At 44.3% G+C, this 23,409-nt stretch carries 17 protein-coding genes and 1 pseudogene; 12 read left to right on the top strand and 6 right to left on the bottom strand.

The annotated features are described in order from the left end of the window. Nucleotides 1–142 precede the first annotated feature (142 nt). The 6 genes from NSS94_RS24825 (at nt 143) to NSS94_RS24800 (ending at nt 9,478) form a co-directional block, all read left to right on the top strand. The gene (locus tag NSS94_RS24825; RefSeq protein ID WP_341040351.1) at nt 143–1,927 is read left to right on the top strand and encodes a M3 family oligoendopeptidase; all 1,785 of its coding nucleotides are present in this window, start codon (nt 143–145) and stop codon (nt 1,925–1,927) included. A 239-nt stretch (nt 1,928–2,166) separates the two neighbouring features. Beyond that, nucleotides 2,167–5,283, top strand: a complete 3,117-nt coding sequence (locus tag NSS94_RS24820) for a DEAD/DEAH box helicase (protein ID WP_340957489.1) — start codon at nt 2,167–2,169, stop codon at nt 5,281–5,283. Between the two features lie 220 nt (nt 5,284–5,503). Continuing rightward, entirely contained in the window at nt 5,504–7,468 is a 1,965-nt protein-coding gene (locus NSS94_RS24815; RefSeq protein WP_340957487.1) for a translation factor GTPase family protein, read from the top strand. 105 nt (nt 7,469–7,573) lie between these two features. Continuing rightward, complete coding sequence (locus NSS94_RS24810; RefSeq protein WP_340933765.1) at nt 7,574–8,134, top strand: DUF4303 domain-containing protein; 561 nt, start codon at nt 7,574–7,576, stop codon at nt 8,132–8,134. Between the two features lie 33 nt (nt 8,135–8,167). Next, complete coding sequence (locus tag NSS94_RS24805; RefSeq protein ID WP_318627790.1) at nt 8,168–8,809, top strand: hypothetical protein; 642 nt, start codon at nt 8,168–8,170, stop codon at nt 8,807–8,809. 141 nt (nt 8,810–8,950) lie between these two features. After that, nucleotides 8,951–9,478, top strand: coding sequence for a hypothetical protein (locus NSS94_RS24800; RefSeq protein ID WP_069012336.1), 528 nt, complete (start codon nt 8,951–8,953; stop codon nt 9,476–9,478). 67 nt (nt 9,479–9,545) lie between these two features. Here NSS94_RS24800 and NSS94_RS24795 read toward each other — a convergent pair whose 3' ends face one another. After that, on the bottom strand, nt 9,546–9,926 hold the full coding sequence (locus tag NSS94_RS24795) for a hypothetical protein (protein WP_069012335.1): 381 nt from the start codon (nt 9,924–9,926) through the stop codon (nt 9,546–9,548). Between the two features lie 158 nt (nt 9,927–10,084). Here NSS94_RS24795 and NSS94_RS24790 point away from each other — a divergent pair, with 158 nt between their 5' ends. The 3 genes from NSS94_RS24790 to NSS94_RS24780 all read left to right on the top strand — a co-directional run bounded on the left by NSS94_RS24790 (nt 10,085) and on the right by NSS94_RS24780 (nt 13,062). Next, nucleotides 10,085–11,419 carry an SMI1/KNR4 family protein gene (locus tag NSS94_RS24790; protein WP_318627788.1) on the top strand — a complete coding sequence of 445 codons (1,335 nt, stop codon included), beginning with the start codon at nt 10,085–10,087 and terminating at the stop codon, nt 11,417–11,419. 280 nt (nt 11,420–11,699) lie between these two features. After that, nucleotides 11,700–12,233: a YceI family protein gene (locus NSS94_RS24785; protein ID WP_029518903.1), complete on the top strand. Its 534-nt coding sequence runs from the start codon at nt 11,700–11,702 to the stop codon at nt 12,231–12,233. Between the two features lie 226 nt (nt 12,234–12,459). Beyond that, nucleotides 12,460–13,062: a class I SAM-dependent methyltransferase gene (locus tag NSS94_RS24780; RefSeq protein ID WP_318627787.1), complete on the top strand. Its 603-nt coding sequence runs from the start codon at nt 12,460–12,462 to the stop codon at nt 13,060–13,062. A gap of 115 nt (nt 13,063–13,177) precedes the next feature. Here the strand turns inward: NSS94_RS24780 and NSS94_RS26300 are convergent, their stop codons facing one another. From NSS94_RS26300 to NSS94_RS24770, 3 genes and pseudogenes are all read right to left on the bottom strand, one after another. Continuing rightward, complete coding sequence (locus NSS94_RS26300) at nt 13,178–13,510, bottom strand: hypothetical protein (protein WP_445671538.1); 333 nt, start codon at nt 13,508–13,510, stop codon at nt 13,178–13,180. Nucleotides 13,511–13,559: 49 nt separating this feature from the next. Then, nucleotides 13,560–14,624, bottom strand: coding sequence for a DHA2 family efflux MFS transporter permease subunit (locus NSS94_RS24775; protein ID WP_445671537.1), 1,065 nt, complete (start codon nt 14,622–14,624; stop codon nt 13,560–13,562). Nucleotides 14,625–14,941: 317 nt separating this feature from the next. Beyond that, nucleotides 14,942–15,237: pseudogene (locus NSS94_RS24770) on the bottom strand (hypothetical protein). A gap of 287 nt (nt 15,238–15,524) precedes the next feature. Here NSS94_RS24770 and NSS94_RS24765 point away from each other — a divergent pair. Both NSS94_RS24765 and NSS94_RS24760 read left to right on the top strand, forming a co-directional pair. Further along, nucleotides 15,525–16,112: a sensor domain-containing protein gene (locus NSS94_RS24765; RefSeq protein ID WP_341040436.1), complete on the top strand. Its 588-nt coding sequence runs from the start codon at nt 15,525–15,527 to the stop codon at nt 16,110–16,112. A 100-nt stretch (nt 16,113–16,212) separates the two neighbouring features. Then, on the top strand, nt 16,213–18,012 hold the full coding sequence (locus NSS94_RS24760) for a hybrid sensor histidine kinase/response regulator transcription factor (RefSeq protein ID WP_341040350.1): 1,800 nt from the start codon (nt 16,213–16,215) through the stop codon (nt 18,010–18,012). 201 nt (nt 18,013–18,213) lie between these two features. Here the strand turns inward: NSS94_RS24760 and NSS94_RS24755 are convergent, their stop codons facing one another. Then, nucleotides 18,214–20,208 (bottom strand): serine hydrolase, encoded by a 1,995-nt coding sequence (locus NSS94_RS24755; RefSeq protein ID WP_029518897.1) that lies wholly within the window; start codon nt 20,206–20,208, stop codon nt 18,214–18,216. A gap of 206 nt (nt 20,209–20,414) precedes the next feature. Next, complete coding sequence (locus tag NSS94_RS24750; protein WP_029518896.1) at nt 20,415–21,503, bottom strand: GntR family transcriptional regulator; 1,089 nt, start codon at nt 21,501–21,503, stop codon at nt 20,415–20,417. A gap of 291 nt (nt 21,504–21,794) precedes the next feature. Here NSS94_RS24750 and NSS94_RS24745 point away from each other — a divergent pair, with 291 nt between their 5' ends. After that, nucleotides 21,795–23,408: a xylulokinase gene (locus NSS94_RS24745; protein ID WP_069012329.1), complete on the top strand. Its 1,614-nt coding sequence runs from the start codon at nt 21,795–21,797 to the stop codon at nt 23,406–23,408. Nucleotide 23,409: the final 1 nt, after the last annotated feature.

Here is a 23,409-nt window from a genome sequence, read left to right as displayed (position 1 = left end):
GGAAACATGTAAGTCTTAGCCGCAGAATACAATATTCGAATTATCCCAATAAAATATAACGCAGCTTGCTATACGTTCGATATGGCCGGTTGCCGGGATACGTATAGCATCGCTTGTGTTTACGATAAGGAGATTAACGGCGATGAACTTAACATGGGACTTGAAGAGCCTGTATTCCTCATTCCAGTCGGAGAAATATCAAAAGGATTATAAACATGCAGCAGAGCTTGCAGATGAACTTGGTGCGATGGCAAAGCTTCATTTACACACTCAAGAGAAGGCTAAGATTCTAACGGAAGATTTTCTTAGGCAATATAATGCATTCAGGAGCGTGTATCTGTGCTTATTCAGCTATGCAGAACTGGTATTCAGCATTGACAACGGGAATACAGAAGCAGCAAATCAGATGGATGTATTGGAAGAAATGGCCGCGGGTTCCGAAGAAGCTCTAGCAAGTTTCAGCAAATGGCTGGCAAGCATGAGTGGGGAAGAGCTTGATACTATTATTGGCTCGGGTGAGTATGTGGGTCGGCATGCTTTTTATTTGCGTCAGCTGCAGCAGCAGTCAAGGTATTTGCTCAGTGAAGAAGCCGAGGCAGTCATTGCCCGGATGCAGCTTACCGGCGCCAAAGCGTGGGAGAGGCTGTACATGAAGATACAGTCTACCTTGCGTGTAGAGGTGGAGATGAAAGGGGCAGCGCATCAGCTGTCTTTGACGGAGCTGCGCAATCTGGTGTACGACCATGATTCTCAGGTTAGGCAGGCGGCATATGAAGCGGAAGCCAAGGCTTGCCGCAGTGTTGCCGAACAGAGTGCAGCTTGTCTTAATGCGGTGTGTGGAGAGGCGATAGGAATCTATGAGCTAAGAGGGTACAAATCGCCGCTGCATAAAGTACTGGAGACCTCACGTATGGATCAGGAGACGCTGGAAGCAATGCTGCAAGCGATTAAGGAGAGCCTGCCTGCCTTTCATCAGTATTATCTTCACAAAGCAAAGCTTCTGGGCCACGCAGGACCGCTCCCTTTCCATGATATCTTTGCTCCGGTTGGCGAGGATTCTTCCGTCAAAATTAGCTACCCGGAGGCACAAGAGCTTATTGTTGCCGGGTTTAACTCGTTCAGTACAGAACTGGGTGCGTTCGCCCGCAAGGTGTTCATCTCCAGATGGATCGATGCGGAGTCACGGGCAGGAAAAGGGAACTTTGGCATGTGCATTGATATCGCACCAATCCAAGAGAGCCGGATTATAACCAGCTTCACCGGGAGCTATATGGATGTTGGTATACTGGCGCATGAGATTGGTCATGCCTACCATAGCAGCTGTCTTGCCGGAAAGACTATGGTCAATATAGATTATCCGATTCCGATTGCCGAGACGGCGTCGATCTTTTGTGAGGGTCTGATTAATCAAGAGTTACTGCTGAGTGCATCGGAAGGAGAAGTCTTGCCGATCCTGGAGCGGAGCCTCTCGGATGCCGGTTATTATATCATTGATTTCTATGCCCGTTATCTGTTTGAAAGCCAGCTTTATGAGCATAGGAAATCAGGCTCGCTAACGGTGGAAGAACTGAACAGCCTGATGCAGGATGCCATGTCTGCGGCCTATGGAAGCAGTATTGACCCCGATTCTATTCATTCTTACCAGTGGGTTAGCAAGGCTGGTTATTATATGACAGGCAATGAGTTTCTGAATTTCCCGTATTCGTTCGGGCTGTTGTTCTCTAAAGGGCTATTCGCGCAGTATAAGAAACGTGAAGGCGGATTCGCCGAGCAATTTCAAGCCTTCCTGGCCGCCAGCAGCACCACCATGGTTGCAGATGCCGGGCAGTTAATGGGTATCGATGTGCGTTCACCAGAGTTCTGGAGAGATGCGCTGGCCTTGATTGGGGAAGATATTCAGCGCTTCGTTGGGCGTTCTGAAAAATAATAACAACAGGAAATGACAAGCATTTAGTAAACCTGCACATGCACAATGTCATTAAGATTAACTCAAAGACAGAGCTGGAATAAGAGTGGAATACAATACACTGTTAAAAGCAGTGAAATCTTATATAATTGAATGGTACATTGATAAGCTCTCTAAGTTGGGGAGCTTTTCTTTTTGTCTTTAGATGACAGGGTGAGAGCTTTATAATAGTAATTACAGATGATAATGGGGGGAGACTCATGAATAAACGGCAAGATATCTTAAATGCTTGGATTACGATCGAGCAGTTATCCGAAGGTTCTATTAATAAAAAAGACAAATCGCTAAAGCTCATACATACAATGGAAGAGGATTGGAATCAGTTTTTTTCAGACTTTTTAATGAAGCAAAAAAAACAACAAGATGTATCAGATAAGTTCTTTAAGAAATCGGGCTTAGCATTATATTTCGATATTTTCGATTTTCAAGAAGTTGTTGAACTATTGAGGGAGAAATACAAGATTGCTAAAACCTACGAGGAAGTTAGTAAATCTGACAAATTCACCTTCTCTATCTATTTTGATAACGAATTGAATTTTCTAGCAGACAAATTGTTTTATACAATGAGTGGTTATATCCGCCAACATGGTGAATTACCGAAAGATTTTTTGAAAGTTGAAAACATATTTAGAGAAGATTTGAACAGCAAATTTGAAGAAGGTTTTCATACCACCATCTCTGAGCTTTTTCATAAATATCAAATTTCCGCAGAAAATTTCCGCTATGCATTTGTGAAAAACCTGGATAACGGAGATGTAAATCTACATTCGTTCTTTATTGAAGATCTGAACAAAGCAAAGACAATCACTAATAAAAATTTGGATCGATATTTTAATGGCTTTCCGGGACATAGGCACAATCTGGATGGCAATAAAGAGTCCGTTCATTTTAACCCCCGAATTTTCGAGACAACTATTTTACAACCTAAGTTCTATCCGCTCGGGCGGTTCCCAAGTAATCCCGGTTTCGCGCTTTCCTTTATGCAGCAGGTTGCGGTGAATCTAGCTTTAAATGATAAAAATGATATTCGTAGTGTCAATGGCCCGCCAGGAACAGGGAAAACAACACTGTTAAAAGATATTTTTGCTGATTTAGTCGTACAACAGACAGCGGAAATTGTGCAGCTTTCTGATAAAAGGATTAAAGGGAGTCTGGTTTATTGGAAAGATTTTAAGCTTGGTGTTTTACCACATTCCATTTCAGATAAAAACATTGTTGTTGCAAGTTCAAACAATGGGGCGGTCCAAAATATTGTTAGGGAGTTACCAAAGAAAGAAACGATTGCGGGCGATTTTCAAAAGCTACTAGATGAAGCAGATTATTTTAAAGAGGTTTCCAATTCTAAATTAACCGGTGAAGGTTTTGGACAGAATCGCGAGATTAAAAGTGAGTTTTTACATGAGGAAAATTGGGGTGTGTTCTCGTTAGAGGGCGGCGCGTCAACAAACATGAACAAGTTACTTTTAACTATTGAAGCAATCGAAAAAGATTTAGAGGATCATGATCAAGCGAATACAGGTGAAAGTGTATATCAAGAATTCTCCCGTCTGTATGCTGAATTAAAAATCGAAAGAGATAAAATGCAAGACTATAGCGAGAATATGTATGCTCTTCGAAAATTAAAAACCAAGCATAAAGAGCAAATGTTTGCATTTGAACAAGAAGAAAAAAAGAAACGAACAGATTTAATCTCACAGGAAGAAGAAGCGAGACGTGAACTAGAAAGACTGGGACAAGAAATTGAAAATCTCCAAGAGGATTGGTCAAATGCTTCTGTTGAAATAGAAAACCTAATTGATCTACAAGCTCAAGCTAAAAGGAATTATGACGTAGTTACTTCTCAAAAGCCAAGTTTTTTGTGGCTTCAGAAAATATTTAATAAGGCAAAAGTTGAGCAGTACTTCAAAGATCTGAATAATGTGAACGATCATTTAAATGATCTATCTAAACAAAAAACGAAATGGTTAAATGACCGTAGGCGACTCGAAAATAGGTTAAGGGAAAATGTTGCGAAAAGTGAGTATGTCCAAAAACAAACTCAGGACACAAGAGCTAACTTCGATCGATGGATGGTCAAACAACAAAATGGTTTTAAAAAAGTGGAACAAGAAATTGTATTGTTAGAAAAACTCAAGTATCAAAGTGGCATTAAGGAACCAGATTTTTCACAATCGTATGATGAGCTGCAAAAGTCTAATCCATGGTTTACAGTGAAATTCCGTAAATTACAATCAGAGCTATTTATTCTAGCCTTAAAAGTTAGAAAGCAATTCCTGTATGAAAACAAAAGCAATTTAAAAGCCGCGATAAATATTTGGAATAAGCAGTCTGAATACTTGAGAAAAGAGAATGGACAGCAGCTAATTTCAGAATCATGGAGTTGGTTGAATTTCGCGATCCCCGTTGTCAGCACTACTTTTGCTAGTTTTGGTCGAATGTTTAAAAATCTTAATGAAGATTCAATAGGTAATCTGTTTATAGACGAGGCGGGCCAAGCACTGCCACAAGCTAGTGTTGGTGCCATTTTTAGAAGTAAAAAGGTTATGGTCGTTGGGGATCCATCACAAATAAAACCCGTAATGACGCTAGGTTCAAATGTTTTAACCTTAATTGGAAGACACTATGAAGTCGATGAGAAATTTGTTTCTGCTGATGCTTCTACTCAAACCATTGTGGATGCCACAAGTCAGTATGGTTTCCAAAAAAATGAGGATGAATGGATTGGCATACCCCTTTGGGTACACAGACGCTCGAACTATCCGATGTTTACGATTTCAAATGAAATTTCGTATGAGGGGTTGATGGTACAAGGTAAATCAGCAGATGAGGCACGAGGGAAATCACAATGGTATGATTCAACCGGTAAAGCAAATGACAAATTTGTTAAGGAACAAGCTGACTTATTGAAAAGAATGATTGATAAACGTTTGCAGGAAGATCCGGATTTAGCGGATGAAATCTATGTGATCACCCCATTTAGAAATGTGGCTTATAAGCTTGCCCAGGTTTTAGATGAAATTAAATTCACAAAACGAGAAAACGGGAAGACAACGAATATTGGTACAGTTCATACTTTTCAAGGGAAAGAAGCCAAAGTCGTCTACTTTGTTCTTGGAGCGGACTCTGATAGCAGTGGGGCAGCAAGATGGGCTGTCTCTGATCCCAATATGATGAATGTTGCAGCGACGCGAGCTAAAGAAGAATTTTATGTGATTGGCGATAAGAAATTGTATGCCTCACTCGGTAGTGAAGTGGCAAGTAAAACGATGTCAATTATTGACGACTATAACAATAATGAGGTCGGGAATGATGGTTAGGCGAAGTTCTCCAAGTTGGAGTAGATTCGAAGGGGAGATTTAATAGTATATTAATTATATTTTAATCTGGAGAAATCACTCAATATAAATGTAACTCGTTAAATTTATCCTCTGTTTATAAAAAAGACCCTCACTCAAAACCAACTCCTACCCACTCTCCCGATTTCTATGCTTTAATAAAATGAGCAGTATTAACAAGAAGCGTTGAAAGTGGGATTCTATGAAGCGACTAACGATTGGCCTGTTCGCCCATGTGGATGCAGGTAAGACAACTTTTGCGGAACAGCTGCTGTACCATACGAACAGTATCCGGTCGCGGGGGCGGGTGGATCATCAGGATGCGTTTCTGGACAGCCACGACATCGAGCGGGCAAGGGGCATTACGGTGTTCGCAGATCAGGCGGTAATAGAATATAAGGGAGATAGCTATTACATAATAGACACGCCCGGACACGTCGATTTCTCCCCGGAGATGGAGCGGGCGATTCAGGTCATTGATTATGCCATCCTGATTGTAAGCGCAGTTGAAGGTGTCCAGGGCCATACGGAAACGGTCTGGCAGCTGCTGCGTAAGCATCGGATTCCGACGTTCTTCTTTATCAACAAGACGGATCGGATCGGTGCGGATGCAGGCAGAACCGAGGCGGATATCCGTCAGCAGTTGACGGGGGAAGTATGCTGCATTACACAGAGCTTCGCTGACGGCATAGTTGGCGAGCCGCTGCGGGAGTGCATGGCGGAGCGGGACGAAGCCTTGCTGGAAGCGTTCCTAGAGGGGAGAGAGGATTCCGGCTTCTGGCTGGAGGCCCTGCAGAGGATGATAGCGGCGGGTCTTCTCTTCCCCTGTGCTTACGGCTCTGCGCTTCAGGATACAGGCGTCATTGAATTTCTGAATCAGCTGCATCTGCTGACGACAACCACTTATGACGAGAATGCTTCGTTCCAGGGGCGGGTTTATAAAATTCGGCACGATGCAGGCGGAGCGAGACTCACGTTCATTAAGGCGTTGGGTGGTCGGCTGAAGGTGAGAGAACAGCTTAGTTACGAGAGCGGCGGGGTTCAATATGACGAAAAAGTTACGCGGCTCTTCTTGTTTAACGGCCTTAAATCGCAGCCGGTGGAACAAGTGGAAGCTGGCGATTTGTTTGCGGTTGCCGGCTTGTCCGCCGCCGAGGCCGGACAAGGCCTGGGGTCGATATCAGACAAGTTAGCTTACGATTCGGAGCCGACGTTACAATCGAGGGTAGTATTCGACAATTCGATACATGTACAAAAAGTGCTCGGTGCTTTTCGCACGCTGGAGGCGGAGGAGCCGTCTCTGAACGTCGTTTGGGATGAGAAATTGCAGGAGATTTCTATCCGCGTCATGGGATTGATTCAGCTGGAAGTGCTGGAGCAGCTTGTTAGAGAGCGCTTTGGCTTTGCTATCTCTTTTGGACAACCGGAAATCTTGTATAAGGAAACGATTCAATCGGCTGTGAAAGGGTACGGCCACTTCGAACCGCTCAGGCATTATGCAGAAGTGCATTTGCTGATTGAACCGGGAGCAAGGGGCAACGGCATCATGTTCGATAGCAGATGTCATGCCGATGATCTGAATGTCAGCTATCAGAATTTGATTCGGAATCACCTCTATGAACGGGAGCATCACGGACTGCTGACCGGCATGCCGGTCACCGACGTGAACATTACGCTGCTGAGGGGCCGCGCGCACAAAGAACATACCCATGGCGGCGATTTTCGTGAGGCTGCCTTTCGAGCACTACGGCAGGGTCTGGAGAAGGCGGACAACGTGCTGCTGGAGCCCTTTTACGATTTTAAAATCAAGGTCGCTATCGATGAAATGGGCAGGGTGCTGTCCGATATTCAGCGTGCTTCAGGTACTTTTAATCCGCCGCAGACAACCGGAACGCAAGCGGTGGTCACGGGCAGGGTGCCTGTATCGACTTTCATGAACTACAGTGCCGAATTCGCATCCTTTACGCATGGACGAGGCAGTATCCGCTGCGTGTTCAGCGGCTACGACCGCTGCCATAATACGGAGGAAGTCATAGAGCGGATGGGCTACCGCAAAGAGGCAGACCCACTGTATACATCCTCCTCTATCTTTTGCGCCAAAGGGGCGGGTTACTCGGTGCCATGGGATGAGGCGGAAGCCAAGATGCACCTTGAATTAGAACCCTAATCGCACATATTTCCAGGATTCAGGTGAATAGTAGGAAGATTTAGGACGAACAATCCTTGTAATGGAAACAAGATGTATATTTTATAGGGCTAAGGGGCGATTGTCGTGAAACTGACGCAAGGAATAGAGGCGCTGGCGGCAGAAATTGCCGATGTGGCTAGGACATCCTTTCGCACTCTTTTTGAAAACGGCGAACGTTACTATTACTGCGCGCTATTTACTACTGGAGAGGGACATGCGCCAAGCATTTCCGCCTGGTCATGGGAGGCCTTGGAGAGGGAAGCGGCCAGGCAAGGAGACGAAAGCGACACGCCGGGATCAACGATTGCGGAACTCATCAAATGGTCCTATGCCGATTCACCCTATTGTTGTTTCAGGGATGAGGAGTTCGATGATGTTAAACAATTGTTTATGGAGCGTCCTTCCATTGCGGAGCTTGAAGCTGACGAATGGAATTGTGAATTTGATTCGAGGCTGAAGGCCATGGAGCTGGCGATGAAAATGCTCGATGATGAAGGCGTGTTTGCCTTGAATCAACCGCGAGAGGCTGTATGCGTCCTTGTCGAGGTCATGCCGCCGGATGAGATCAATACCGAAATCGCCCTGCGTTTGAACCGGGCGGAGTCTCCGGCTATGCAAGCATGGCTGGCGGAGGCAGCGGAGTAAGAGTATTCGCGTTTCTTGAGGGAGAGTTGTAAAATGCCTAATGAAAATCAAATGAATATTTTAGTTGAGAGAGCAAATTGTATTCTTTATTATGCCGAATCTGACCTATCGAAAGAGCATAGTGCAGGCTGGATCGGCGGGAATGCACCTAAATTCTTTGATGATCAATCAGACCTCATCCACAAAGGTAACCCAAAATATGTTTTTTACTTGAGCCTCGTCCATCCCTTTAAACCGGAGTGCATGATTTCGATCTTCATCCCTGAAAACTGTGAGGAGTATTTGGAAAACAACATTTATCCTAATTGCTCGATTAAGGTGATGGAGCATCCCATCTCGACTGAAAGCGTCAAAGATATGTTTACTAACCCGAGTCTTATAAAGCATGCAATCTCAGACGGAAAACTAAGCCGTGACGAAAAGTCGATGGATCAACCTTTTTTGATCAAAGTAGGCGGAAACCCGAGACTTATTCAAAATGAAGACTATTATTTTACGAAGCTGAAAGAGGAGTCATTCTCTTTTTTATTTCAGGTAGATGAAGATGGTTATCCCGAAACGTTGCTGCAAGAGGATTACAATTATCCTTTTGGTTTTGGGTCACTATATATTTTCGCCAAAATAGGGACGACTGAGATACAACATCCAGCAGCAGGTTTTTGGCAATTCTCTTGATTTAGCGTGGGAATCTTGGGCGGACTTGAACGGCGGTGAGCCCGCCAAACGATTTTTGGCGTGCGTATGTCCTATTCGCACAAGCAGGCAGCCCGCCCCTGGCGTAAACTGAATTATAATCAGTGAGCGAGGTGAACTTCCATGGCACAATCGAAGGAGATGCGTGCACGGGCTAAGAAATTTCAAGGCCGTCCGGTCTGTGTCACCCTGCACAGCGGAGAGACCTACGTCGGCTACATCACCGACGTTAATCGCGGCGGGTTGATACTTGCCAGTGCTGGGGCTCCTCCACGCGCTTCTTCCGGGAGGCAAAATTCCCAATCTCTCAAACGCAGAGCCAGTTCGCATGCCCCGGGCGTCCGTCTCGGCAACCGGAAAAGCGGCGCACGTAAACCGTCTGGCCGTTCGCGCTCCCGCAAGCCGGACGCCAAGGTGTCGGCATTCCTGCCGATGATGGGCTCGCTGTTAGGCGGCCTTGGCGGCTCCACTGCAGGCGCAGGAGGACTTGGCGGTATGCTCGGCGGCGGCTTGCGGCTGTTCGGCATGATCCAGAAATTTCTCCCGGTCGTGAAGATGGGCTACGGCATGATCAAGTCCATTCGCCCGTTTCTCGGCGCCGTTAAAGGCTTGATGCCCCCGGCCAGTCCGGCTACGCCGGATAACGAATAATCGTATATCTGTGAACTTTAAGCTCCCTTTGAGTGGTCAAAGGGGGCTAGTCCACAAACCATTATCACTACCACTGTCTAATCCAAATCGGTTTTAACTCGGAATAGCCCATTTCCTTTAGTAAATCCCAGGCATGATCCAGAACGTGAGGCTTCCCCTGGACCCAAAGTTCTTGTCGTTTTGCCATCAAGTAAGAGATGATTTCAGCAATATGTTTGGGTTTACCTAGATGGATGACAGTTTCTATTTCATTATTTTGGGCTGAAATGTCATAAAAGGACCAAAAAGTATGAGGCTCTTCTTCAGGAGGATTCGCCTGAAAGATGAGCGTGATTTTGATGTTTTTATTCTCTTTCGGAGATAGGTTTAGGATGAAGCGAGACCCGCCTGAGTACCAATAAACGAAGGCATAACCGTCGACCGTAATATTTCTTAATTGGCTTTTCATTACTTTCTCCCTCACGATATGTTGTTTAAAATGAGCTGCGTTTGATGAGTCTCTAGATACATAACACTTTAAAGAGGTACGTCCCATAGAAAAAATAATAAAATTGCTGGATAAGCAAACAAAGGAAACCTGGCTATGGTCAACAGGAGGGTTCAAATATGTGGTTTGGCAAGAAAGAAACGCAACTGGATCGAATAAAAAACAAACTGAGCCAAGCTATGCGCAAAGACGCGGGTTTCTCAGTGTTTGGATCATCCTCACATCAATATAGGGTTAAAGAGAAGCTTACAGCAAAAGAGCTGGCGGACTGGCAAGCCCACAATCAGGTCACACTTCCTGAGCCTTATGCGCTGTTTTTAACGAACATCGGCAATGGAGGCGCCGGACCCTATTATGGAATATATTCAATTGAAAAGGCAACTTCCTACACCGAGCGCCAAGCGCTCCTTGCAAAATCCGTTCTGTACCCCGGGATGACCAAAGAGGAATGGAACCGTCTAATTGAGCCCCTGACCAAGGACGAGGACATTCCCGATGAGGAATACGACGACACCTGTAATAAGGTGTTGGGCGGCATGTTGTGCATAGGCACCCAAGGCTGCGAATACGACATGTATCTCGTACTTGAGGGGAAATATAGGGGGAGAATTGTGTACACCTCCGATTTTCATCCTGATCATCCTTTTTTCTTTGTCTATGAAGACAGCTTTCTGGACTGGTACGAGCGCTGGCTGGATGAAATTATTCTGGATTATGATATCGGGTGGTTTGGCAGTCGAATGCCGGGTGATGAGAATGCGCTGATCCAGATTTATCAGAGCGCTCCAAACGAAGAAATCCAAGCCAAAGCGCTTGATGGAATGTTCAAGTTTAAGAAAGTCTCTCAGCTAACCCTTGCTTTTTTGAAAAAAATTGCGGAGCAAAGCCCCAAAAATCGGACCACAGCCATTTGGCTCATCTGCCAAACTTCTTTTGACACGGGTAGAAAATATCTTCTGGGGCTGTTGCAATCGGATGAACACGGGGATTTTCTGCAAGCTTTACAGATTCTGCACGCTACCAGTAAAACTGAGGATTTAACGGAGTTTATTCCAGTGATCTTGCAAAGGCTTGACCGGATTCACGACCCGGAAACGTTGCGTTATGCAGGGTATATCTTGGAAGAGTACGGTGCGATTACGCTCCAGAACTTTGCACCTTTCTTGTGTCACGCCGACCCGAAAATGCATACCACTGCCATCTATGCCGCGCGCAGTTGCGAAAACAAGCTGGGAAGCTGGCAGATCATTGAACAGATGTTGATGGGGGGCGGCCCGCAGGTTCTGAATAACTTGATTTTATACTGGGGCATTATTCCACATGAGAAGCTGCTGTCTTACTATAAGGAGGTATGGCCGAAATACAAAAGCAATCCGAATTTCAGAGAAAAATTTATCGGTTGTTTGCGAGAACTGCATTTGCCAGATGATTATTTCGACAAAGACGAATCGTAATGAAGGCGTACATGAATTATCCATAAAATACGAACCAATAAGGTTCAGAGTATCATCCTCCAGATGATGGGCACCTGTGGGCTTACCTTGGATTTAATTATGACGTGGCGGAGCCTGAGTATTCCAAAATCGGATTTACGAGGAAGCCGAAAAAATGCTAAAACGCTACTGACATCCCGTTGTCAGTAGCGTTTTTGTATATTAAGTGTATGCGAATATCGCAGTGCTTTGAGAGGGGGCGACCTTTCTCAAAATCTTATTATAGAGGTGGAATTTATTTATGAAAGATATCAATTGGGAAGTGGATCCGGACCACAGCTCCGTCGAGTTTTCGGTGACGCATTTAATGATTAGTAGAATTAAAGGAGTATTCGAGCATTTCCAAGCGATCTTGAGTTTTGACCCCAACAATTTAAAAACCATGGGTATTCAGGCTTCCATAGATGCAAATAGTATTACAACTCGCCAATCGCAACGAGATGAACACCTGAAGAGTGACGACTTCCTTCATGCAGCCAAGTATCCAACCATTACGTTTCAAAGCACCAGCTGCGTCCTTGCTGGCGAAAGGCAATATGAACTTACGGGCAATCTAACTCTGCATGGAGTAACCAAACCCATCACTTTTCATACCTTTTTTGAAGGACTAAACAAAGACCCTCGCGGCCGGGAACGTGTAGGATTTCATTCAACAGCCAGTATTGACCGCAATGAATTTGGCTTGACATTCAACTCGCCTCTGGAAAAAGGCGGGGTTATCGTCGGAAATGAAGTGAGAATCGAGCTTTATATCGAGGCAATTAGAATAGAATAGCAGTCCTAAAGGCCATCCTTTTAGCGGGGTGGTCTTTAAACTTGCCGTTACAGGTAGGGTGGTGAACCGTATCACAAATAAGGGCGGAAATTTTGAAGCATAATTGTACAGAAACGGACCAAGACTAAGAGCTTACTAATAAGAATGTGGACTAAATGCTAATGCTTCGATAGAATATCATTCTATATTGTTGTGTTTTTTATTAAGGCGGATTGGGGAGGTAATCATGGGAAATACGGATAAGTTTGAAATGATAGCTAATATATATGACACTTCTGAAAGAATTCAAATTGCAAAGGCATCATCTGATGCCATTCGTGAGTATGTAGTTGACGCTAATAGTAAGAATGCTATTGATTTTGGGTGTGGAACAGGTCTTGTCGGAATGAGCTTGTTAAATGATTTTAATTCTATGCTTTTTCTGGATACTTCACAAAACATGATTAATCAAATAAAGCAAAAAATTACTGATCTTCACATTCAGAATGCAGATACATTATGTTTTGACTTTGAAAAGGAAGGTCTAACGGATTTACATGCGGACTATATTTTTATGGCTCAGGTTCTACTCCATATTCATGATGTTGAAATCGTTTTATCAAGGCTATTTGATGTTCTAAATGAAGGAGGACATTTACTAATCGTAGATTTTAATAAAAATGAAAAAGTAGTTTCAGATATAGTTCATAACGGATTTCATCAAGAAGAGCTGACTGACATTATGACTAAAATAGGATATAGAGATATTCAGTCCAAAACTTTTTATAATGCAAGTAAAATATTCATGGGACAAGATGCATCTATGTTTATTCTTGATTCTCGAAAATAAACTTTTAGGCAGAAATCAAGCTCTCCTTATAGTTAGCGGTTCTAAGGTACAACGAAATAAAAGGCCGCCCCTTATGAGACAGCCCATGCTTCTTGTACGGTTTTAAACTTATGATTCAATCTGTGCCTAGTAATGAATTAATTATGTTCAGGTGGCTTTTTATAAACCAACCCAGCGCCAGAATAAGTATTGCCAGAATAAATTCAATCCAAAAAACCGTTTGTAGACCGGAAACCATGCTTTGTGTCTTCTCATGCATCGCAGTGGGATTGAGCGAATGGTGAAGATAACGATTGGCTCCAGACGACATGATGCCGACGAACAATGCGATGCCAATTCCCCCTGCAATCTGTTGGAGCGTATTATATATGGCTGTACCATGAGGAACCAGGTGACGTGGAAGTTGATTCAATCCTGTCGTCTGAGCCGGCATGACGACGAATGACATGCCTAAGAATAACAGGATATGATTGAACAGAACGGAGCCTTGTGTTGTATCACTGTCGATGCCGGTAAACAGCCACAACGATATGGCGAACGATCAGGAATAGCCCGGGCACAATGACGAGTCTCGGCCCGAATTTACCGAGTAATTTCCCCGATACCGGCATCAGCATTCCGTTCAAAATGCTACCCGGCATTAGAAGTAAGCCTGTCGCGAATGCTGTCAACTTCATCACATCCTGCATATAGAACGGCAGCAAAGTTGTTGTGGCGAATAGAACCATCGTCAGAATTACAATCAATACCGCAACCAGAGAAAAAGTGGAATGCCGGAATACGGAAAGATTGATCAACGGCTCTTTGATCTTAAGCTGGCGCCATACAAGCAAGAGCAAGAAAAGGCTACCTATTGCAATCGATCCGTAACCTTCTGGCTCAAGAGAGACACTTGTTTGGCTGAAGCCATAGGTGACGCAGCCGAAACCGACGGTTGACATCACAATGGATACAAGATCGACCCTTGGCTTGGTCAGTTCTGTCACGTTCTTTAAGTACACGAATGCATAAATCATCGAAAACAGTGCGACAGGAATCACCATGTAGAACAGCCATCGCCATTGAAAGGTATCGATAATTAAGCCAGACAAAGCCGGCCCGATGACAGGGGCGACCATGATGACCAGCCCCATGAGACCCATGGCGGCACCCCGACGTTCTGGAGGATAGAGAGCGAGAATCGTATTCATCATCGACGGGATCAATAATCCTGTCCCGCAAGCCTGAACAACCCTGCCCATCAGCAAGATTCCGAATCCCGGGGATACTGCACACAAGCAGGTACCGGCCAAAAATAACGCCATCGCAGACATAAACATCTGGCGAGTCGTGAACCATTGCTGTAGTAATGCGGTCACCGGCACCAGTACGCCGATCACGAGCATATATCCCGTCGATAACCATTGTATGGTCGAAGCAGCAACGCTAAATTCTCTCATCAACGCAGGAAACGCATTGGTAAGTAAATTTTCGTTAAGAAACGCGACAAATGTACCGATGAGTAGAGCGGTTAATATTGCCCCTCTCTTCATTCCTCTTGCATCTTGATCCTGATTGTCCATCTTCTACCTCCCGATTGTTCATTACGTTCCGTCCATTGTTTGTATATCGCTTAACCCGCAACGCCTTGAAGATCATTTTACGTGAAGTGGGATGAATTGGAAAAAGTGAAATTGCCCATCATACTCGGAAATTCATTCATATTTCGAAAGCATAAGGGGGGCTCCACCACGGTGTCGCTCATTCGCGCATTATTTCTTGACAAGATGAGGTTAGGGGATTATGATAACGTGCCGGTCAACTCTATAAGGCAAATAAAATCAAAAAGGCTGACTTTTCGTAGTGCCTTGGCACTGGAATCGTCAGCCTATCGTGCAGATTATCCTACACCATCACTTTCTAACAAAGAATAAAAATTATCACGGTCTTGGTCATCAAATTTGCCAAGTGTCCTTACCCTAACAAATTCATGTCCGCCATACATGTCTATTTCCTCACCGTACCTATTGTAGAGCGCGATCATATTGCCATCCTGATTCAACTCCAAGTACCCATAAATTTTGCTTCAGGAACTTCACCGTAAAAGAGCGTAAATTTGATTTTGATCACTCTGTGCGTGCAGATCCTCCCTTCCTGTCTTTCGTATTGGCTTTGAATATATATAGTATTCTCCATAAAATGTCAAGAGATAAGGTTTCTACGTATCTCTAAATGTTATTCAATTTATAATGACAAGCTCAATATATGGATAGTGTAAATTTCAAGCTTCTAAGTTTTTGGTGGGCAGTTTTTGTTTAGCCGTGCGATCGAAAATTGCCGTACACACAGTAACTACTGTTGTTTTTCCCCATTAGGTTCGCAGACCGCTTTCGCTTTGTGTCATATGACATTATGGCACTGGCGGATTTGACATCAAGAGCCGTAGGATACGATGACTACTTGTAAAGGATGTGGGCTCTTTGATGACAAGAACCGTCGTCAGCTTTATTCAAAATGGCTATTTCCTACTGCTTACTTTCGCTACCGGATTGTTTTACTTTTGCTTTTATCTGGTCGCTCTTACATTAGGCTTGAGTCTTTCGTTTACCGTCGCGGGCGTTCCTCTGATTACTCGCATTTTGCGAACTACAAACACCTTCCTGCAATTTGAACGCACACAGACCAAGATCTATACGGATATTACCACAGAGCTTTACGTTAAACCAATAAACACCGATGCCTCTATCTGGCTTCAAGCAAGGAAGGAGCTGCTAAATCGGCGCAACTGGATCGCTATCGGCTGGCTGATGCTGAAGCTTCCGGTGGGGATTTTAAGCCTCATTAGTGCAGCCTTGCTTTATATAACTCCACTCGCAATGATTGCGACCCCGCTCCTCTTTCCGCTATTTAATTATTATTTTATGGGTGTACCTATAGATACTGTGATAAAATCCGTACTGGTTTCGGCCTCAGGAGTCATATTCACTATGGTGAGCTACAGGCTTGCGAACAGCTTCACGCGCATGCTAGGAGGCTACACCCGTCGTATGATCAAGAGTGTGAACCGGTAGCCGGAATGTCCCGGTCTGGATTTAAAAGTATTGTTGGATAATGATCTGCTCTATAATAGTTACGTAATGTCATACTGATAGTTCTTAGGGGTTGATGGTTTTGTTCGATATGGTAAAGCAGTGGTTCTGGTACGACTGGTTCATGCTTATGATCCGCCTGATTTGCAGTACTTCTCTCCTGCTCACTATCATAGAGCGGCAAGCTCATTTCACGCTGCCGCTTTGGGTTCTTGTGTTTTGGCAGCTTATTGCTTTTTCCGTTCCCTGGCTGTGCTTGCAGCTCAATTATAGATACTACCTGCTTACCGAGATTGTGATCCCGGGCGGGCTCTGCCTGTATTTAGTTTTGTTCTTTCCAGAAGCCTACCTCACATTCCTGGTATATGCATTTTTGATTGCCTCTAATAGCAAACAAAGAACATATCTTTGGTCAGGTCCTTTATCGATATTGCTCCTACCCGCTATAATTAAGCTGCTTGCAGAGCAGATTGATTTTTGGATTATGACCATTCAATTCGGGACGGCTTATGCATTCGGATTTTCCTTCCATTTATTGATGGTCAATCATCGTCAAAGTGAAATTATACGCGAGCAAAATGCGGTGCTGGAGCAGTACTTGTCCCAAATCGAGCGCATCACGCTGGCCGAAGAGCGGAATCGGCTCTCCAAAGAGCTCCATGATACCGTCGGTCATGCGTACACTTCCCTCATTATGGGGTTGGAAACCTTGCGCCCTGAGCTAGAGACGGATACAGGAACGAAACGGCTCGATTCCCTATTGAACCTGGCCCGGGAAAATATGGATGAAGTGAGAGGCTATGTGCATCAAATCGAATCGCCGCATGAAGAACTCCCACTGCTTCAGTCTTTGCGGAAGCTGGCAGAGGAGTTTCAGGAGCATGCTAAGGTGTCGGTTCGTTTCCAGGCCTTCGGGGAGGAATACCCTGTAACGAAGCAAGCGAAGATAGCGCTGTATCGCTGCTTGCAAGAATCATTGACGAATGCCGTGCGTCATGGACACTCGACGGAGATTACGGTTTCAGTGCAATTCGAGCCTCAGCAGACGAGGCTGGAAATTCAAGATAACGGCCGTGGGATGGAACATGGACGGGATGGTTTCGGCTTGAACGCCATGAAAGAGCGAGCGATGAATTTGCAAGGTCATGTTGGCGTCTATACCCAACCGGGCGAAGGCACCCTCGTTACCTGCACCCTGCCACGACAAACGGAGCTTAAGGATGATGTCATCCGTCTGTTGGTCGTCGATGACCAGCCTTTTATCCGTGAAAGTCTACGGATTCTTCTCGAGGAGCAGCAAGATTTGCAAGTCGTAGGGGTGGCAGAAGATGGCGAGCAAGCCATCGAACTGTGCAGACAGGTTCAGCCTCAGCTGGTGCTCATGGATTTGGACATGCCGAACCTGGACGGAATCTCCGCATCCCGTACCATAAAACAAACGTGGCCCCACATCCGCATCTTGATTCTCACCACGTTCGAAGATACTGGACAGGCTCTGGAAGCACTGCGAAGCGGAGCGGACGGATACCTATTGAAGTCGATGAAGCCGGTAGAGCTTGCCGAAACAATACGTACGGTCTATCGCGGAGGCACGCTGATCGATCAGGAGATGTCGCACAAATTGTTTGCTCAGCTGGAAGCCGCCAAGAGCGGAGACGTTCCGTCGACAACCAAAGTGGCTGCGACCTATGATTTAACTTCACGGGAGCTTGAAATTTTACAGTTCGTGTCGAAAGGACTGCGATATAAAACCATTGCTTCCAAATTGTATTTATCCGATGGTACGGTTAGAAACTATGCGTCATCGGTCTATCTGAAGCTGGGGGTTCGCAACCGAGAGGAAGCAGTGCAAAAGGCCCGGGAGGCAGGGCTTATGGAATAACTTTCGGTACGCCTCCTTAGGTGCCTGCTAGTACCGTGCCCTTATCGGTTGGCTTTTGCTTGCCCATAACATCCTCGAATGGGCGAGATGAGCCAAAAAGCGCGAGTCATGGGGAAATCCCCCCTGCACTCGCGCTTTTTTTCGTTAATCCCGAAGTAAGCACTGTCCTTTACGGTAGAAAATTTACTTAATCCTTTTGAATTAGTGACTGATTGGCAACGTATAGTAATTAAATGCTTGATCCAACAAGGCACTGGCTTCTTGACGCTTCAAAAGCTGTTTGGAGCGGAAGTCTATGGAGCCGTCTAAATTGATCTTGGTATTCGGGTCCATGATACCTTGGGAAACAAGAGCTGTGATGGCTTTAACTGCCCAAGCATCCGTTTCGCCACCCAATTTAACCTTAATTCCAGGCTCAACCTGTTTCAGGTTCTGGATCATTACCGCCGCCATTTGTCTAGTGATAGGAGAATTAGGCTGATAATTACGTAGTCCGGCCATCATCTGTTTTGTATTCGGTTCAATCATGAAAGGTTGTTTATACCACCCGTGGGCGCGCAGCAGCACTTCTGAGAATTCTCTCTGAGTCATCGTTCCTTTCGGATCGAAGAGGTGGGCTGATTTTCCGCTCATGACTTTCAAAGCATTAAGGTTGTTTATATATGGAATATATTTACTATCCGCAGGTACATCAGAAAATGGTGAATCAATGTTTATTTTTTGCGCATAAGCAACGAGGTCTGGGAGTTGCATGTAATACAAATATGCAATATGGCCTGCTTGATTTTTATTAAACGTCAATTTATTACCTGATTCATCTTCAAATAATAAAGGGTGGATCATTTTTAGTGTATGTTTGCCTGATGTTCCTGTCTCCATTATTAATTTCCCGTCCGAATACGAAACCTTCGTCCTTAAGGCAGCGATACGCGTGTTTTGGTATAATCCCACGTAGTCTTGGGCCTGCTGCTCACTTATTGTCGCGTAGGTTGACTTTGGAAGTTCTGATTTTCTCGGATAATAATGATTCATAAATTCTTCATACACGTCAAGACTCATCATGGAGTCGTTATTGTAGGACATGTACATTGCTGTATTCTTCTCAGGCAGAATAACAATCAAGGAAGAATGCCCTGTAACATTTCCTCCCTTTAGAATCACATGCTGATTATTCATCTTCTCTTTGAAGTAGCCTTCGAATCCAATTGTTGTGACCGGGAACTCCTTATCAGGGAATAATTGGTATGTGTGCATTTGCTCTATGCTCTTTGGACTCACTACTTCTTTACCTTTGTACTTGCCTTTGTTCAGGTGCATAATAAGGTACTTCGCCATGTCATCTGCTGTTGAGACGATACCGCCTTCAGGTTTTTCCGTTGGTTTAAACCCGTCCAAGGGTATCAGTTCGCCTGTTGGTCCATAGTGAGCAGCCATTCTGCTTAACAATTGGGGGGTAAACCGCACATTCGTCGAATTCATGCCTAACGGTTTGAAAATATTCTTTTCCATATATTTGGAATATGACATACCCGTTACGTTTGCTACAGCATATCCCGCTAGCATGAAACCAAAATTGTCATAAGTGTACGCTTCTCCTGGAGTCCTGACAACAGTTGGCATATTTGATGCAATGAACTTCTTCATCGGAAAATATTTGTCCGCGTATTCTGGATGCATTTCCATGGAAATGTCTGGTTCATCAAATCCACTTGAATATGTAAGTAGATCAAACATCGTCAGTTTTTTTCCTGTTTTATTCGGAACCTTTATTCCTCCTAAATACTCTTGGATATCGCGTTTTAAATCCATTTTCCCCTTATCGACCAACTGCATAGCTGCCAATGCAGTGAATGACTTTGTAACAGAGCCGATTTGGAAAACGGTATTTTTATCAACAGGAATTTTTTTGCCCTTGTCGGCATACCCGTAACCTTTGCTTAGCATCACTTTCCCACCTGCAACGACCACAAAATTAGAACCAACTGTATTATACTTCTTCATCTTGTCCGCAAAAACGCCATCTGCAAAAGCTTCTAGTTCCTTAGCATCTCGCGGTCCCTCCAAGCTAGCCTTCTCAGATGCAACTGGTACGTTAACGGGTGCGGCAACTGATGCGCCGTTGGGTGCCATACACGCGGTAGTTACCGTAGCAGATAATAGTAGAACCGCGAGACTGGTGTGAATCATTTTTTTCATGAATGATTTCTCCTTGAAATGTATTTTTGCCTTATAGCGTCCGGCAAAACCAAGTATGGCAAAGGACTTGTCATACCAACAAGTTACATTTCGCCACCCACCATACCAAGTCACTCCAAAGTGTCATATGACAATTAGGCACTAGGTTTAAAGGGCGATGGTTCATTCAGAAAAAACGGAAATTCACCACAGTTACATATCCTTTTTCACTTCAGTTTCTTCTTAACCGTCTCTCCTTCAATTAACACAGGCTGATAATAGGTGTGGTTACGTAGATCCTTTTTCCCTTGAAGTTTCTTAATAACCCAATCGGCGGCATCACGTCCCATTTGTTCCTGGGGGTGCGTTAATGTCGTTAGTTTGATGTTTGCATTCTTGGAAATATAGGAATTATCTTGACCAATAATGGATAAGTCTTCGGGCACCAATATCCCAAGTTGTCTGCATACATGTACAACTTCTAATCCTACCTCGTCGTTATAGCAGACAATTGCGCTTAACTCGTCTCTTTGTTCGGTCAGAAATTTCCTCAAATTGGTGGACAAATCCTGCTTCGTTTCAGTATAGAATGAGAGCACTTGCTCGGGGTGAAACCGTAATTTGGCTTCTCCAAGCGCTTTGATATAGCCTTTCATTCGATACTTTCCTTGTAAATCGTCCATTTTGGCAATGATACCAATCTGTGTGTGTCCGTTAGCGATCAATTCTTTGGTTGCCAGATAGCTGGATTGTACGTCATCGAGGCAGAAGTAAGGAACTTCCAACTCTTCATAATAGGCATTAATCATGATGAAGGGAACATCCTGTTCCTTGAACGTCAGATAATAAGCGATATTGGGATTATATAGATTGCTCTTCGTAGGCTCAATGATCAAACCATCCACACCAAAGGACAGCATCATCTCCAAGGCTTTCTTTTCCTGGGCGACATCATTATTGGTACTCGCTAATAGTAATGAATAATTATCTTCATTTAATCTGGCTTCAATCCCGCGAATTATCGAGGGGAAGATGTAATCAGAGATGTAGGTCGTGATGACTCCGATGGTTTTATTACTGGAGTTCCCACCAGTCTTTGAGCGGAATTGGTTACTGACATAGGTGCCAGATCCTTTTTCACTTCTTAAGAAACCTTCGTTGGATAGTTCCAAAATAGCCTTCCGAACCGTCTGACGACTAACTTTATACTTATCCTGCAAAGCGAATTCCGTTGGAATTTGTTCTCCTACGCTGTATGCCCCTGAAAGAATATTGCTTTTTATATCCTCAAGGATGACCTGATACTTTGGTTTCACTTTATTCCTTCTTTCCAAGTTGTTCTAATACTAATTAATGCATCTATAATATTTGTATGTACATATTTTAGCATAATTATGAGTTTATTATAATCTATTGTCCTATCTGTATAAATACTAAAGTTAAAACTAGAAAAACACTCGGTTTGTCAAATTATTTGTAAGTATAACTACGGTTTTGTGTTGACAAATGTACGCACAAAAAATATACTAAGGCTGTAAACAAAAGAAAGCGCCTTCTTTCAATTAATGCGATTATAACAGTTGTTCAGAGAGAGGAGTAACGTGAGCATGGATCAAGACATTAAACAAGCGATTACTAAGGGAGAAACCTCACTTGGTATCGAATTTGGATCCACACGTATCAAGGCAGTGCTGATTGATCATCGTTTTGAAACCATCGCATCTGGAAGCTATGAGTGGGAAAACCTCCTGGTAGATGGATATTGGACGTACAACTTAGAGAGTATTATTATGGGCCTGCAAGAGGCTTATCGTGAAATGAAGCAAGAGGTTGAGCAAAAATATGGAGTCACCCTTCGTACGGTTGGTTCTATAGGATTCTCTGCAATGATGCACGGCTATATGGCTTTTGACAGCAAGGGTGAGTTGCTTGTTCCGTTCCGGACTTGGCGGAATGCGACAACCGGGGTTGCAGCAAAAGCTTTAACTGATAAATTTCAATTCAACATTCCTGAGCGATGGAGTATTGCTCACTTGTATCAAGCGATATTGAACGAAGAGCAACATGTCCCTCATATTGATTTTATGACGACGTTGGCTGGATATATCCACTGGCTGCTGACTGGCGATAAGGCAATTGGTATCGGAGACGCGTCGGGGATTTTCCCAATTGATGAGACTACACATGATTATAACGAGTCGATGGTTAAGCAGTTTGATGAACTCATTGCAGCCAAAGGCTACGATTGGAAGTTACAAGATATTATTCCTAAAGTTCATATCTCAGGCGAGCAGGCAGGTGTACTAACCGCAGCGGGAGCGAAAATCTTAGATAAATCCGGAGATTTACAACCTGGTATTTCGCTTTGTCCTCCAGAAGGTGATGCGGGAACAGGGATGGTCGCTACGAATAGTGTGAGAAAACGTACTGGCAACGTGTCTGTGGGAACCTCGGTTTTTGCCATGATTGTATTAGAGAAAGACCTTTCAGCGGTATATCCGGAAATTGATCTGGTGACCACACCGAATGGTAATCCGGTCGGCATGGTTCATGCCAACAACTGTTCAAGTGATCTCAATGCTTGGCTGGGCTTGTTCCGTGAATTCTATGAGGCCATGGGGCACAAGGCGGATCCGAATCAATTGTTCAGTGTGTTGCTGAATAAGGCTTTGGAAGCGGATCCAGATGGCGGTGGTTTACTCAGCTATGGCTATTTGTCAGGGGAGAATATCACCGGAATAGAGAAAGGCAGACCGTTGTTTGTCCGCTCTCCTGAGAGCCGTTTCAATTTGGCCAATTTCATGCGGACTCATCTGTTCACTGCATTTGCTGCTTTGAAAATCGGAATGGATATTTTGACGAAGAAAGAATACGTCGCAATTGACAGCATTCTGGCTCACGGTGGTTTATTTAAAACCCCTATCGTCGGACAAAAAATTGTTGCGGCTGCTATGAATGTCCCGGTATCCGTGATGTCAACAGCTGGAGAAGGCGGAGCGTGGGGTATGGCTATTCTGGCTTCTTACATGATGAACAAGGATCAACAAGAAAGTCTGGAAGACTTCCTCGACCAAAAAGTATTTAGAGATGTTGAGGGACAAGAAATTCATCCTGACGGTTCCGATGTTAAGGGGTTCGAAACATTCTTAGAACGCTACACACAAGGCCTGGCGATTGAGCAGGCTGCTGTAGATAATCTAGTGGAAAACTGGAGGAATTGAC

Origin of the sequence: Paenibacillus sp. FSL L8-0644 (assembly GCF_038008165.1) — a bacterium.
GTDB classification, from domain to species: Bacteria; Bacillota; Bacilli; order Paenibacillales; family Paenibacillaceae; genus Paenibacillus; species Paenibacillus polymyxa_D.
Note: the sequence above shows the minus strand (reverse complement) of the source record. Positions and strands in the feature narration are given on the sequence as shown.

Bases quoted from the DNA above. Each gene is read 5' to 3' on its own strand.
- NSS94_RS24825 (WP_341040351.1), top strand. From the start codon at position 143: ATGAACTTAACATGGGACTTGAAGAGCCTGTATTCCTCATTCCAGTCG.
- NSS94_RS24820 (WP_340957489.1), top strand. From the start codon at position 2,167: ATGAATAAACGGCAAGATATCTTAAATGCTTGGATTACGATCGAGCAG.
- NSS94_RS24815 (WP_340957487.1), top strand. From the start codon at position 5,504: ATGAAGCGACTAACGATTGGCCTGTTCGCCCATGTGGATGCAGGTAAG.
- NSS94_RS24805 (WP_318627790.1), top strand. From the start codon at position 8,168: ATGCCTAATGAAAATCAAATGAATATTTTAGTTGAGAGAGCAAATTGT.
- NSS94_RS24800 (WP_069012336.1), top strand. From the start codon at position 8,951: ATGGCACAATCGAAGGAGATGCGTGCACGGGCTAAGAAATTTCAAGGC.
- NSS94_RS24795 (WP_069012335.1), bottom strand. From the start codon at position 9,926: ATGAAAAGCCAATTAAGAAATATTACGGTCGACGGTTATGCCTTCGTT.
- NSS94_RS24790 (WP_318627788.1), top strand. From the start codon at position 10,085: ATGTGGTTTGGCAAGAAAGAAACGCAACTGGATCGAATAAAAAACAAA.
- NSS94_RS24785 (WP_029518903.1), top strand. From the start codon at position 11,700: ATGAAAGATATCAATTGGGAAGTGGATCCGGACCACAGCTCCGTCGAG.
- NSS94_RS24780 (WP_318627787.1), top strand. From the start codon at position 12,460: ATGGGAAATACGGATAAGTTTGAAATGATAGCTAATATATATGACACT.
- NSS94_RS26300 (WP_445671538.1), bottom strand. From the start codon at position 13,510: ATGTCATTCGTCGTCATGCCGGCTCAGACGACAGGATTGAATCAACTT.
- NSS94_RS24775 (WP_445671537.1), bottom strand. From the start codon at position 14,624: ATGGACAATCAGGATCAAGATGCAAGAGGAATGAAGAGAGGGGCAATA.
- NSS94_RS24765 (WP_341040436.1), top strand. From the start codon at position 15,525: ATGACAAGAACCGTCGTCAGCTTTATTCAAAATGGCTATTTCCTACTG.
- NSS94_RS24755 (WP_029518897.1), bottom strand. From the start codon at position 20,208: ATGAAAAAAATGATTCACACCAGTCTCGCGGTTCTACTATTATCTGCT.
- NSS94_RS24745 (WP_069012329.1), top strand. From the start codon at position 21,795: ATGGATCAAGACATTAAACAAGCGATTACTAAGGGAGAAACCTCACTT.